We start from the raw sequence: 13,175 nt of genomic DNA on the forward strand, positions 1-13,175 counted from the left end.
TTTTACGCCCGTGATTATTACTTTTTTTGGGGAGTTGTACTCCTTTTAGTTAGTGAAAGGGGGTAAGAAAGTTACCACTTCTATTTTTCGGTTTCACAAAATTATCAATATATGGTTGTTTTTCGATTAAGTGATTCATTAGCTGGGATTCACGATTATCACTATATATTGATAACTAGCACAACCATAAATTGATATTGCTTCTTCGTGCACCATAGTTTTTAAGTTTACAACGTATGGTGAAAGAGGCAATTCTATGCAAACTTCCTTTCTTGCAACATATCAAACACACTCACCTCTTGATTTAGCCTTTATTACGCCCGCACGAAAGTTAACAAACTCTCGGGGTAAGAACATCCATCGCTATGCTAGCGTCAAAGTGAATAGCATCATATCAGTTGAACCTGAGTAGTGGGTGTAGAGTGCTCAGTACCCTGTTAGCTCCATATAACCAGTGCCTGAATGAGAGCCTTTAATTGTCACGGGACCCTCCCAATAAGGTACAGACAGTGGCATTTTGGCGTTTGGATTGAGCGCAGTAATCGTTAGTTGAATTTGTTCGCGTGGAATAGATAGCTGCCACTGTGTCGGATAAAGCCGTTCCTGAATTTTCGTCTGCTTGAGTGCTTGTAAGTGGATGTCGCTTTGCTCGATAGGGGTTCCTGTACCGTCTTTATTCATCAGTTTTGCATGCGAATAACTGGATTGTCCGGTTTTCGAATCGCGAAGTTGGAACACAACTAAGCTGTTTTCATCACTTAACCTTAGTGCGAACCAGTCCCACCCTTGCTGTGAATCGAGCAAAAATTGTGAGCTCCACTCTCTGTCTATCCATCCTTTGCCTGACACATGGAAAGTGCTTCCGTCGATAGTGACTTCTCCTTTCACATCAATAAAGGGCTGACTGTAGTAATAGGATGCGACCTGACCATCGGCACTTTTGGTGCTGTAACCTTGCTCACCTTGTTTTTGATAGGGAGCATCGCTGGTTAGCGTGAGTGAGTAACCAAACTGTTTGGACTGGTTAATTAAGGTTGCAGGGAATAAGTCATCGGTCGATGATCTCCATTGCCAGTCATCGAGATAAACACGAAATGGTGAGTCATCTACACCGGCAAGCTGAGCTTGATCCCGAGACCATTTTTCATCGGCGTAGTGTTTTTCTTTGGTGGTGACAGCGCTGTGCGCCATATAGATTTGCTGGCTTTGCCATGTCGTTTTCTTTGTATTTTGGCCATTTTTTTGTGGTGCAGAAGCAAAGCGGAATTGCGTCCATTGCACGCCAAGTGGGTTGCCCTGCTCATCGGTGAGGTTTGCGGTTAAGTACCACCATTCATGACGAAAGTCGCGATGTGCTTGATGATCAGCAGGGAAGGAGATTTTGACGCCTTTCACTACCTCTGCGAACTGCTGATCTTCAGCTTGTGGTTCACTACCACCTAGTAACGTACCTATTTTGTTGGGTTGTGATTCTTCACAGCCGATAAGAAATAAACAGCCAAGAATGAGGGAGGCATTTTTTATCATTTGATTCATCACAATACCTCACTTTGCAAACTGGACATCATAGGTTTGCTTACTAATCGCCAGAGAGGAATCAAGGTCGCTATCACAGCAACGACAATGGTGATGCCAGCGATACTCAACGCATCACTCCAGCTCCAGAGGTAAGTTAAGCTCCAGCCAAAAGCACGTAAGGTCACAACATCAGTAAGTATATAGCCGACTAGCGCCCCAAGTGGTAAAGCGATGACCAACGTGAAGCAGACTAAGGCGGCGATTTGCCCAACGACCATTGCCATCAGCTTGCGGCGATGTACACCAAGAGCATACAACCTTGCGATGGCGGCTTTACGTGCATCGAGCAACATAAAGCAGGCGCTGAATAATCCAATCACGGCCACCATTAAGGTCACGCTATTAAGTGCGCGAGTGATCGCAAAAGTTTGCGAGAAAATTTCCAAAGCCGTGGACTTAATTTTCGCCTGTTCGTAGAGCTGGCTTGGATGCAGATCTAGCTGCTGTTGTAGCTGTTCATACATCGCTTGTTTGTCTCCGGACACTTTGATGCCAAGGCTATTTGGTAAGTTAGTAAAACCGTTCTCTCGCCACAATTTTGGGGCGATTAAAACTTCACCTTTGGGGGCACCGTAGTCAAAGAAAATGGCTCCGACGATCTGTGTCTTGTTTTGCAGCGCATTAAGTTTCAACTGGCTGCCAAGGGATAAATCCAGTTTCACCGCTGTTGGTTCACTGATCGCAGCCAACTCACCTTGGTAGAAGCGCTGCCAAAAATCAGCAACGTGAGATTTAAACACCATGGTTTGTTCTAAGGTGTCTCTATCTTTGGTGCCAAGCGAGATTGGTAAACCTTGTAGATTATCGTCAACATAATACTGTTTATAGACTTTCTCAATGTTGCTGAAATGCTCAAGAGCGCGCTCAACATTGGCGATTTCACCTTGTGAAGGACTAACATAAATATCTGCGTGTAGCCTTTGGTTCAGCCACTGCTTTAAGGTGGATTCGAAACTGCCAACTAAGGTATTCATGCCTATATTGGCGGTTACCGCAAGCAGCAGCGCCATCATGGCGAGTGAGAGGGGGAAGATCAATTCAAGCAGTTCGGCAAACAGATATTGGAGTAATCCAGATGTGGTGCGCTGTTTGCTCCAACGAGCGAGCGCAACAAGCGTTTTCGGTAGATACAAAGGAATGGATACCACCAACACACCAAGCCATGCCATGGTGAAGCGGTGATGTTCACTTATCCATAACCCCGCCAACGCTATCGCCGTAAGCACCGTACCAATGACGAAGAGTTGATTCTCGTTAGACGTTTCTGGTGCTTGATACAATCCGACATGGGAAGAGAGTGGCTGATGAACTCGTTGTTTAAAGTGCTGCCAACACGCGAGTAAAGTCGCGGCCAAAGTGAGCAAGAGCGCCTGTGCCCACCATTGCCACTGCCAAGTTCCGGGTAGCAAGGTTGCACCATAAAGCTGCTCAAGTGTTAAGGCGACAGTCGGGTGCAGCCAGTGGCTCAATTGCATGCCTAAAACGAAACCAAGAGACGCGCCAGCTGTAACCAGGATTGTCAATTCCACCAACAAAGCAGACAACACAATGGTCGGTGCAATGCCGGATTGCTGGATTTGTACCATAAGGCGATTTCGTTTGAGCAAGCTGTACTTCACGCCGTTGTAGGCGATAAACAGGCCGACTAAAAATGCCAACAAGCTCATTGCAGTAAGATTGAGGTGGAAACTTTCCGTCAGCGAGCCAAGGTCAGTGCTTTGGTTGTTGGCGATCCATTGTCCTTGCTCGCCGATTATATTCTGCCATTTCGAGAGTGCATCACTGCCTGTATCACCATTTGTACTAAAAACGGCGATATAGCTCAGTTGTCCTTGTTTGTTAAGTAGCTGCTGGGCGAAACTAATATCCATCAACATTCGACTGCCTAGTTGCCATTCATCGGGTAGCACAGCCACTTTGGCTTTGATGTTATCCAGACTCATGAACGTTACGTCACCTAGAGTTTGGTGTTGGGATTGACTCATCATGACAATCGGCTCGCCAGCCAAGAGCTCAGGCAGAGGTAGGGCACTATTAAACAGGGAAACCTCTTGCTCGATATCAGAATCACTGGAGTAACGAGATCTCGAAGAGAGTGCGGCAATAAGATCACTGCCCTGTACTGACCAACGACGGCCTTGTGTATCCCTGACTTTTCCTTCAATCACTGGCAGTGAGGCGCTCAATCCTTGTTGCCTTAGTGCAAAGTAGAGTGATTCGGGTAAATAGCGTTGACCTGCAGGCGGAACAATAAGATTTTGCGCTTGTGCACTTAGCTGCTCGGTGGATTGTGCGTAGCTGCGCTCGGCATTGAGGTTGATGGCCTGTACGGCAACAAATAACGTCACAGCTAATACGATACCAATCAGAATCGCAGCTGCTTGCAATGGCGCTTGCCGGTAATGCGCCGAAAACAACCTAAGGGTGAGTTGTGTATGCGCGAGCTTAGTCTTTGTCATGGAGCTGCTCGTGGCTGTTCTGTTCAGGAGTAAGGTGCTCATCAGCTAAGTGGTCATTAGTCAGATGACCATTGTTCAAGTGCTCATTGTTCAAGCGCCCATTCTTTAAGCACAAACGGGTCTGCATAAAGGCGGCACAATCTGGGCTGTGAGTGACCAAAAGTACTGAGGTGTTGCCTTGCGTGGTGATGTCACTTAGTAGCCTCATGACTTCTAAACCGGCTTTTTGATCCAGGTTACCTGTGGGTTCGTCTGCAAGTAAGAGTTTAGGCTTGTGGGCTAAAGCACGGGCAATGGCCACGCGTTGTTGTTGACCGCCAGAAAGGGCAGAGACATGTCGATCAAGTAGGGGACTGATGCCCAATGTTTCCACTAGATAGTCACACCACTCGTTCCATTTTCGTTGGTTTAATTGCAGTGGAAAGGCAATGTTTTGCTTAACGTTGAGAGGAGTTAGCAGGTTGAATTGTTGGAAGATGACGCCGAGCTTTTGATAGCGAAAGCGGCTCCATTGCGTGTCTTTCCAAGTGGCCGTGTTTTCGCCGTCTAACCATATTTCTCCACTAGTGAGAGGCTCAAAGCCCGCTATCACATTGAGCAGGGTACTTTTTCCACTGCCACTTGCCCCGGTTAATGCGATACTTGATACGCTTGTCAGGGAGAAGTCGACCTGTTCCAATACGCGATGTGTCTCTTTACCATCCACAAAGCTTTTGGTGGCATTTTTAAGTGTGACAAGCGGGTGCTCCATTCCCTCTCCCTAAATTATCATCGGTGTTGTTTCTTTTGGCGGTTTCGTACCTATAAGGTTCTAGATAACACACTCCTATTCTATGTTGGTATCAGATGCTGGCTTTAGAAATACTAGGTTTCAGCAAGTCGTAGCAGAGGGATGGTTTTGGTTTGGTCCAGTTCAAGTTGAGGTGCCCATCCAATGTGGCAACAACCCTTGGTAATGGAATAAAACCGCTTACGCTCAAGCAACAAACGGCACTACCTAGGTCCAAGTCATAGTAAGTTTCTTTTAACATCAATCACAATTATAGAAACGCTATCTAAAACTATCATCTGCCTAGTCACACAGTCTCTAACTTGCTCCTGTTCGTTATCGTATTAGTGAGCCTTGGCTAGTTTGAATAGCCACCCACTGATGTGCGTGGCTTACAGTTAGTTCGATGGCTTAAAGTAGAAATACCCATCTGACCCTGAAGTTCATCGTCCAATACGCCATTGCTGTGTTTTATTTAGCAGGTACTTTTCAGCGACTAGATGCAGCAATTTAACCACACCGGCAACGAGCATTATCATCACAGCCATTGCTGACGCTGACGCAGTTTGTCCTGTATCAGCCATGTTCAATACCGAAATACTCGCGACAATCGTATCTGGAGAGTATAAGAAGACGACGGCTGAGGTTGTCGTCATTGCATTCATGAAAAGATAAATAAATATATCCAGCAGTGCAGGTGTACACACCGGAACCGTAATCTTGAAGAAAGTTTTGAGCGTGCCGATTTTTAGAGATTTTGCTACAGACTCAATCTCATTCGGCAACTGTTTCAGTGCGGTTAATGAGGTTAAGTGACCTACGGTATACAAGTGTGTAACTGTATTGAGTACCAAGATAGCCATAGTGCCATACATCAACTGTAATGGGCTGTTCGGTCCTTGATTGAAGAAGAATATATAACCTAAACCTAATGCCATTCCCGGTACTGCCATCGGTAGCATTGCTGTTAGGTGGATGAGCTTACTTAATAGAGGGAAAGTCTTAACTTTCTCGATATTATAAGCGGCTACGAAAGTTAAAATAGTACCGATGATTGCAACCCAGAAAGAGAGCTTCAGTGAGTTGACAAAAGGTGCCCAACCGTAAGCTGAGTTCATTTCAAAGTCGTAGTGAGTGAATGTGAGCTCTTTGTTGTAAGGCCAGAAAGAGACAAAAGAAGCGTATATTGCTGTTCCTAAAACGGTAAGGATAGCGATAGCTATAATTGAACAAACAATGAGTGCTAGCGTATCACGTAGCTTGTTGGGTTGAGGTTGATAGGGGACCGAGTTGGTTGAAATCATTTGCTGTTGTTTACTTCTGATACGCTGATCGATAGCAAATGACACTACCGCAGGCAGAAGAAGCACCGCGCTGGTTACCGCCCCCATCGAAAAGTTTTGCTGGCCGACTACTTGTTTATAAATATCGGTTGCTAATACATTAAACGAGCCACCGATGATCTTAGCGACGCCGAAATCGCAAATCACCAGAGTAAAAATTACAATAGCTGCGGAGATCAAACCATATTTGGAGTTGGCAACTGTAACTAAAAAGAACGTCTTGATTTTTCCGATTCGAAGTACTTGTGCAGATTCATACATACGCGCATCAATGTTCCGTAAACCGGTAGTTATTAGCATTAATGCGTGCGGAAACCCCCAAAATGTCAAGCCCAAAACAATCCCGATTGGCCCATATATTGAGTGACCAAAAAGGAGCGAGTTTGCGTAACCCTGTTTACCGAATAAGTATACGAGCGCCAGAGCTGGAAGCAGTGATGGTGTCAAAATTGGCAGGTAAGCGATGGTTTTAAAAAACTTCTTACCCGGCATACAAGTTCGCTGAAGTGCTAACGCATAAGTAAAGGCCAATGTAATTACTAGGGCAGTGACCATTACACCGATTTGTAATGAGTTAAGTACGGAATAGCTTAACGAAGGCGTGGATAGATACTCTGCATAGTTGGAAAGCCCAATCCAATTACCTTGTTGGTCTTGCAAGCTTTTAATTAATAGTGAGCCTAAAGGGAGAATTAATCCCAGTGCCATCAGTGCAAAAATGGCCACGATGAGAAGTAAGTTTCCATTGAGCCAACGTAAACTAAAACGCGTTAGTGTTACTGATGTAGGCGTTGAGATAGTCATTGGTTGATCCATGGTTACGCTCCTGGCTGCACAAATTGGTGAGCAAGCGCTGGGTCGATTCTCAACCCAACCTGCGAGCAATTTGATTTCAACAGGGTGTCAGATAGATGGTTGGGTGAGTCAACTTCTATTGTTCGTCCATTGCCGATGTCACAAATTAGACGCATTGATGCTCCCATAAACTCTTTGTCTACGATGTCTGCACAAATTGAGTCTTTCGCATTCAACTCAATGTGGATGTCTTCTGGACGAATGGCATAGTTGTAGCGTTGACTGCTGATTGGTTGCTTTTGGTTAAAGTGATGGTGCAGTGGATGGCTCTGGTCAATGAAGTTAATGTTGCCGACAAATCGTGCCACGAACTCACTCGCAGGATGGCGGTAAATTTCTGTCGGTGTGCCAATTTGTTCAATTTTGCTCTGGTTCATCACAACAATGCGATCCGCCATAGAGAGAGCTTCCTCTTGATCGTGTGTGACCATAATGGTGGTGATACCAAGCTCTTTTTGTAACTTGCGAATTTCAACTCTTAAATGAGTGCGGACTTTTGCATCCAACGCAGAAAGTGGTTCATCAAGAAGCAGCAATCCAGGCGAAAGAACAAGGGCTCGCGCAAGGGCGACCCGCTGTTGCTGGCCTCCGGACAGTTGTGAAGGGTACTTGTTATTGGAGCCTTGTAGCCCGATATTCGTTAACCACTCATTCATCAAGACTTCGGACTGAGCTTTGTCCATACCGCGTTCACGGAGGGCAAAGGTAATATTGTCCGCAACCGTTAGGTTAGGGAACAGTGCGTAAGATTGAAACACAATACCGAAATCACGCTTTTCGGTTGGTAAGTGAGAAATATCTTCTCCGTCTTGAAAAATTCGCCCTGAGGTTTGAGTCTCAAGCCCTGCGATTGTGCGAAGTAACGTAGTTTTGCCACAGCCGGAAGGTCCAAGAAAGCAGATGAATTCCCCCTTGTTCACTGAGAGACTGATATCTGAGAGTGCGTTGAAATCGCCGAATTGTTTGTAGATGCTTTCGACGGTTAAATATTGTTGGGACATACTTGTCTACCTTAGATGTTCTTTATTCCTAATAGAATACTTAGTTCGTGAGAACTCACGATTAAAGTGAATTAAGCAATACTGGCTAATTCAATTAGTTTTACTTAACAGTGTTAGCTGTCGTGTTTATCCGGTTTCGGTGTCTGTGTTATCCAGCTTCTGGTGTTTTACATAGGGGCTGGGTTGGCTCTTCATATTGTGGGCAGCACGATGAAGCCGTTAATGCGGAGAATAACCATTTTCGAAACAGCTTTACCGCAAGTTGGTTACTGCTTTCTGCGCGGGTTAACATGTAATGGTGACTTTGGCTGGACATGATCATAGGGTGAACAATACTCAGTTTTCCTGCGTCGAGAGAGTTCTGTACCAGCACTCTTTTTACAAGTAAGAAGCCTGCGCCAGATTCTGCCATCTGAATCGCCAGACAAGAGCTGGAAGCTTCAAGTATTGCAGGCTTGAAGCTGGTTCCGAAGTCAGATAATTCAAACCACTCTTTCCATCCCTCTCTGTAACCCAGAGTGGTGATTCTCGGGTAGCTTTCGAAATGGTATATCGGGGCTGGCATAGGGTAATGGGTTAGCAACTCTTTGCTGCCAACAACTATCCACTCATCTTCAGTGATCTGTTCAACTTGTTTATCCAGCCAATTTCCATATCCGTTGAGTATTTCAATATCGGGCTCATTTTCACTTTCTTCTGGAATGGGAGTATTTGAGGGAATGATGCGGACTTTGATATTGGGGTATTGACGGATGAAGTCGCCCAAACGTGGACATAACCAATTTTGTGCAAAACTGTATGTACTGCGAATTTGCAAAATGGTGGTGTTTTTGTTGCCAAATAATTCGTGAGTCTGGTTTGCGAGCGCATCAAACGTTGTGTTTAGTACAGGCAGGTACATGCGTCCTTCATCAGTAAGAGTGATTTTTCGTCCTTTCCTTACTAAAAGTTTCGCTTCCAGATACTCTTCTAACTGTTTTACCTGCTGGCTTACTGCTGCTTGAGTGACACATAACTCTTCTGCCGCACGCGTAATACTTTGATGCCGTGCTGTCGCTTCAAAAGCCTTTAAAGCGTTTAAAGGCGGTATTCTTCTGTTCTTCTTCACACTAAGACCTTGAATGACGGTTTATTGATTAATCGAAGGGATAATTTTTAACGAATGAGTGTGACAGTTGTGTTTCTGGAAGAGGTGTTTTGGTGCGATTTTGCTTAGAAAATCTTATGAAAAACGGAAATTCTTCTCGATATTCGTCCTGAAGTTTTACCGATAGAGTTTGCATCAAGATAAACGACTAGGAACGCAAAGATGCAAATCCGTCAGAACATAAGTCACGAAGAACGTCAGCAGTGGATGAAAGAATTATCCCTTGCTCCGTTCGACCAACTATCAAAACTTTGGGAAGCCTTTTCAGATAAGCCTTCCTATAAATATCTGAGAGCAACTGAAAGTGGCTTAGTTCAGGTGCGCGGCAAGCTGGGTAATACAGGTGACCGTTTTAACATGGGTGACATGACGATGACTCGCGCGTCTGTTGCTTTAGAAAATGGACTTAATGGATTCGCGTATGTTCAGGGACGCAATAAGCAGCATGCCGATATTGGTGCGGTGATTGATGCATTAATGCAAAGTGATTTAGCTCCAACAGTTAATGAATTAATTCTAAGTCCATTAAATCAAGCACGAATTGAGCGTCGCCGTACTGAGACAGAACAGACACTTAAAACGAAAGTGGACTTCTTCACTCTGGTTCGTGGGGAGGACGAATAATGTCGACAAGTACATTAATTTCCGGTTTTGAAAATCCTGTATTAGACAGTCTGAGTAACTTTCGTCGGCTTTCGGATGTGATTGCGCGTCCGGGCAGGGTCGCTGAGTTACCGAAACTGATTGGTCCACAAGGCATATACAAAACAAGTTTCAGTTTTTTGCTGACTTTATTAGATACCAAATCATCGCTTTATCTGAGTGATGAGTACCGCGTTGATTCAGTGACTAAAAACATCGCGTTTCACTGTAACTGCTCATGTGACGTTAACGCCAATAAGGCAGATTTTGCATTGGTTAACGGTGCGAATCCAATCGACCTAAATCAGTTCAATACGGGTACCGCTCGTGACCCGCACCAAAGCACTTCTTTGGTCATCGAAGTAGATGCCATCGCTGCAAGTGCAGAAGAGAGTTTCGAAACCAAACTCTTACTGTCAGGTCCGGGTATTCAGAGTGAACAGACGGTGTCACTTAAAGGTCTGCATACCAGCTTTGTTGATTATCTAAGTCATCGTACACACGCATTCCCAACAGGTTTGGATATGTTCTTTATGACTGACGACAAAGTGATGGCCATTCCACGAACTACTCACGTAAAAGTTGCGGGGGCATAAACATGTATGTAGCAGTAAAAGGCGGCGAAAATGCCATTAATGCCGCGCATCAATTATTGGAAACCAAGCGCCGTGGCGATACATCCGTTACAGAGCTGACAGTAGAGCAGATACAGCAACAGATGCCTCTGGCGGTTGACCGTATTATGAATGAAGGTGGCATTTACGACCGTGAATTAGCGGCTCTGGCATTAAAGCAAGCCAGTGGCGATATGATTGAAGCTATCTTCCTGCTTCGAGCTTTTCGTACTACATTGCCACGTTTTGGCTCTGCGCTTGCTGTGGATACGCAGCAGATGCAAATTGAACGCCGCGTGTCTGCAACCTTTAAAGATCTTCCTGGTGGTCAGATCCTTGGCCCAACCTACGATTATACTCACCGTTTACTGGATTTTTCGCTATTAGCCGGTTGCCCTGAGAACGCAGAAAAGATTAAGCAGCAAAGTGAAACTGTTGAATTAAAACCAGCAACGCCAGACTCACTGCAATGTGCCAACGCATTCGACTGGATTGCAAAAGCGGGCTTATTGGTTGAAGAAGAAGATTCCGGTGCTGAACCGTTTGATTTGACCGAATCCCCCTTGGAATTCCCAGCTTCTCGTAGCACACGTATGCAAAACCTGATCCGTGGTGATGAAGGCTTTCTTATTGGCATCGCTTACTCAGTGATCCGTGGTTACGGTGATTCACACCCGTTCTGTGGCGAAATGCGTACTGGTCTCAGCGAAATCAGTTTTGTACCCGAAGAGCTGGGCTTTGAAGTTTGTATTGGTGAAATTCAATTAACTGAATGTCAGATGATTAACGGTTATTCATCATCACAAAAAGAGCCGAAATTTACCCGAGGTTACGGTCTGACATTTGGTCGAGCAGAGACCAAAGCGTTAGCGGTCGCACTGGTTGATCGTTCTCTCCAAGCGAAAGACTACGGTGAAGAGGCCTCATCACCCGCACAGAACGAAGAGTTCATTCTTTATCACAGTGACATTATCGATGCGGTTGGTTTCGTTTCTCATTTTAGATTGCCGCATTACGTCGACTTCCAGTCAGAACTCCACATGCTACGCGAAATGCATGCCAAGCAGTCGGTTAAAAAGGAACAATAACCATGAACGACACTTATAACTACGGCTATTTGGATGAGTCGACTAAGCGAATGATCCGTCGCTCGATTTTAAAAGCCATTGCGATTCCTGGTTACCAAGTCCCATTTGGTGGGCGCGAAATGCCGATGCCATATGGCTGGGGTACTGGTGGTATACAGCTTACTGCAACGTTGATTAGCCCGGACGACACACTAAAAGTGATTGACCAGGGTGCGGATGATACAACCAACGCCGTTAGTATTCGTCAGTTTTTTCGCAAAGTCGCAGATGCGAAAACGACCGAAGTCACAACTGATGCAACCATCATTCAGACGCGGCACCGTATCCCGGAAACGCCGTTAACTGAAAATCAGATCATGGTTTATCAGGTACCAATTCCTGAGCCAATGCGCTTTATCGAGCCTAGCGAAGTGGAAACAAAGACCATGCATGCGCTGGAGGAGTACGGTGTGATGCGAGTGAAGCTATATGAAGATATTGCCCGATTTGGACAAATCGCGACGAGTTATGACTATCCAGTAATAGTGAATGATCGTTACTTAACTAACCCGTCTCCAATTCCAAAATTTGATAACCCGAAAATGCACATGAATCCTGCGCTGCAATTGTTTGGCGCTGGTCGTGAAAAACGTATTCATGCCATTCCTCCTTACACTAAGGTTGAGAGTTTGGACTTTGATGACCATCCGTTTGAAATTCAGCAATGGGAAGAGTCGTGCGCGATTTGTGGTTCACACGATAGTTTCCTTGATGAAGTTGTAATCGACGAAGAGGGCAATCGCACCTTTATCTGTTCAGATACCGACTACTGCCGTCAAAACCTTGAGAAACAAGGTAAAGAAAATGTCGATTTTGTGGCATTTCAGAAACAACAATCAGGAGCTGAATAAACATGCTGTACCTCGATGAAAAACCGATTCTTGAAGCAAAGAACGTTTCCAAACTGTACGCAGAAAATAAAGGCTGCCAAAAAGTCAATTTCGAGCTTTATGCCGGTGAGGTACTTGGCATTGTCGGCGAATCAGGATCTGGCAAGTCAACCCTTTTGAAACTGCTATCAGGTCAGCTGGAGTCCGATGCAGGTGAAGTGCTGTATATCGATCGCGAAGCCAATTTGCATTCCTTGTTCGAAATGCCTGTCAGCAATCAACGTAAGCTGCTTCGTACTGAATGGGGTGTTGTTCACCAGCACCCAAGCGATGGTCTGCGCATGAACATTTCTGCTGGCGGTAATATTGGCGAGCGTTTAATGGCTATTGGTGAACGTCACTACGGCGATATTCGTCAAGAGAGTATTGAGTGGATGGCTTCGGTTGAGCTGGCTGCTGACCGTGTCGATGATAAACCGTCGCAGTTCTCCGGCGGTATGCAGCAACGTCTGCAAATCGCGAAAAACCTAGTGACTAAACCGCGTCTGGTATTTATGGATGAGCCGACAGGCGGTCTGGATGTTTCTGTTCAGGCAAAGTTCTTGGATTTACTACGCCGTTTGGTGATTGAGCTGAAAGTCGCGGTGATTTTCGTTACCCACGATCTGGGTGTCGCTCGCTTATTAGCGGACCGTTTATTGGTGATGCGTCGCAGTGAAGTAGTAGAGCAGGGGCTAACCGATCAGATTCTGGACGATCCACAACATGCGTATACCCAGCTTCTGGTTTCTTCAATCGTAAGGTAATTCA

11 protein-coding genes are annotated in these 13,175 nt (G+C 45.4%); 5 read left to right on the forward strand and 6 right to left on the reverse strand.

Annotation, left to right across the window (positions count from 1 at the left end; all coding sequences use genetic code 11):
* Positions 1-426: 426 nt before the first annotated feature.
* From NP165_RS18920 to NP165_RS18945, 6 genes are all read right to left on the reverse strand, one after another.
* Positions 427-1,536, reverse strand: a complete 1,110-nt coding sequence (locus NP165_RS18920) for a lipocalin-like domain-containing protein (RefSeq protein ID WP_257086017.1) — start codon at positions 1,534-1,536, stop codon at positions 427-429.
* The gene (locus tag NP165_RS18925; RefSeq protein ID WP_257086018.1) at positions 1,536-4,037 is read right to left on the reverse strand and encodes an ABC transporter permease; all 2,502 of its coding nucleotides are present in this window, start codon (positions 4,035-4,037) and stop codon (positions 1,536-1,538) included. Before NP165_RS18925 ends, NP165_RS18920 begins: the two co-directional genes overlap by 1 nt.
* Positions 4,024-4,788, reverse strand: coding sequence for an ABC transporter ATP-binding protein (locus tag NP165_RS18930; protein WP_257086019.1), 765 nt, complete (start codon positions 4,786-4,788; stop codon positions 4,024-4,026). Before NP165_RS18930 ends, NP165_RS18925 begins: the two co-directional genes overlap by 14 nt.
* A gap of 461 nt (positions 4,789-5,249) precedes the next feature.
* Positions 5,250-6,965 carry a putative 2-aminoethylphosphonate ABC transporter permease subunit gene (locus NP165_RS18935; protein ID WP_257086020.1) on the reverse strand — a complete coding sequence of 572 codons (1,716 nt, stop codon included), beginning with the start codon at positions 6,963-6,965 and terminating at the stop codon, positions 5,250-5,252.
* 2 nt (positions 6,966-6,967) lie between these two features.
* Positions 6,968-8,005 carry a putative 2-aminoethylphosphonate ABC transporter ATP-binding protein gene (locus NP165_RS18940; protein WP_257086021.1) on the reverse strand — a complete coding sequence of 346 codons (1,038 nt, stop codon included), beginning with the start codon at positions 8,003-8,005 and terminating at the stop codon, positions 6,968-6,970.
* Between the two features lie 148 nt (positions 8,006-8,153).
* Positions 8,154-9,113, reverse strand: coding sequence for a LysR family transcriptional regulator (locus NP165_RS18945; RefSeq protein WP_257086022.1), 960 nt, complete (start codon positions 9,111-9,113; stop codon positions 8,154-8,156).
* A gap of 201 nt (positions 9,114-9,314) precedes the next feature.
* On the opposite strand from NP165_RS18945, the gene phnG reads away from it, so the two are divergent.
* From phnG to phnK, 5 genes are read left to right on the forward strand one after another with little or no spacing between them, the layout of a single operon-like run.
* Positions 9,315-9,776 (forward strand): phosphonate C-P lyase system protein PhnG, encoded by a 462-nt coding sequence (phnG, locus tag NP165_RS18950; RefSeq protein ID WP_257086024.1) that lies wholly within the window; start codon positions 9,315-9,317, stop codon positions 9,774-9,776.
* A complete protein-coding gene (gene phnH / locus NP165_RS18955; RefSeq protein WP_257086025.1) occupies positions 9,776-10,390 on the forward strand; it encodes a phosphonate C-P lyase system protein PhnH in 615 nt (204 codons plus the stop codon). Before phnG ends, phnH begins: the two co-directional genes overlap by 1 nt.
* A 2-nt stretch (positions 10,391-10,392) precedes the next feature.
* The gene (locus NP165_RS18960) at positions 10,393-11,496 is read left to right on the forward strand and encodes a carbon-phosphorus lyase complex subunit (protein WP_257086026.1); all 1,104 of its coding nucleotides are present in this window, start codon (positions 10,393-10,395) and stop codon (positions 11,494-11,496) included.
* A gap of 2 nt (positions 11,497-11,498) precedes the next feature.
* Positions 11,499-12,386 carry an alpha-D-ribose 1-methylphosphonate 5-phosphate C-P-lyase PhnJ gene (locus NP165_RS18965; protein ID WP_257086027.1) on the forward strand — a complete coding sequence of 296 codons (888 nt, stop codon included), beginning with the start codon at positions 11,499-11,501 and terminating at the stop codon, positions 12,384-12,386.
* A 2-nt stretch (positions 12,387-12,388) separates the two neighbouring features.
* Positions 12,389-13,171, forward strand: a complete 783-nt coding sequence (gene phnK / locus NP165_RS18970) for a phosphonate C-P lyase system protein PhnK (RefSeq protein ID WP_257086028.1) — start codon at positions 12,389-12,391, stop codon at positions 13,169-13,171.
* Positions 13,172-13,175 lie beyond the last annotated feature (4 nt).

Origin of the sequence: Vibrio japonicus (assembly GCF_024582835.1) — a bacterium.
Classification (GTDB): Bacteria; Pseudomonadota; Gammaproteobacteria; order Enterobacterales; family Vibrionaceae; genus Vibrio; species Vibrio japonicus.

Coding starts and splice junctions, on each gene's coding strand:
- phnK (WP_257086028.1), top strand. CDS start 12,389: ATGCTGTACCTCGATGAAAAACCGATTCTTGAAGCAAAGAACGTTTCC.
- NP165_RS18940 (WP_257086021.1), bottom strand. CDS start 8,005: ATGTCCCAACAATATTTAACCGTCGAAAGCATCTACAAACAATTCGGC.
- phnH (WP_257086025.1), top strand. CDS start 9,776: ATGTCGACAAGTACATTAATTTCCGGTTTTGAAAATCCTGTATTAGAC.
- NP165_RS18960 (WP_257086026.1), top strand. CDS start 10,393: ATGTATGTAGCAGTAAAAGGCGGCGAAAATGCCATTAATGCCGCGCAT.
- phnG (WP_257086024.1), top strand. CDS start 9,315: ATGCAAATCCGTCAGAACATAAGTCACGAAGAACGTCAGCAGTGGATG.
- NP165_RS18935 (WP_257086020.1), bottom strand. CDS start 6,965: ATGGATCAACCAATGACTATCTCAACGCCTACATCAGTAACACTAACG.
- NP165_RS18965 (WP_257086027.1), top strand. CDS start 11,499: ATGAACGACACTTATAACTACGGCTATTTGGATGAGTCGACTAAGCGA.
- NP165_RS18920 (WP_257086017.1), bottom strand. CDS start 1,536: ATGAATCAAATGATAAAAAATGCCTCCCTCATTCTTGGCTGTTTATTT.
- NP165_RS18925 (WP_257086018.1), bottom strand. CDS start 4,037: ATGACAAAGACTAAGCTCGCGCATACACAACTCACCCTTAGGTTGTTT.
- NP165_RS18930 (WP_257086019.1), bottom strand. CDS start 4,788: ATGGAGCACCCGCTTGTCACACTTAAAAATGCCACCAAAAGCTTTGTG.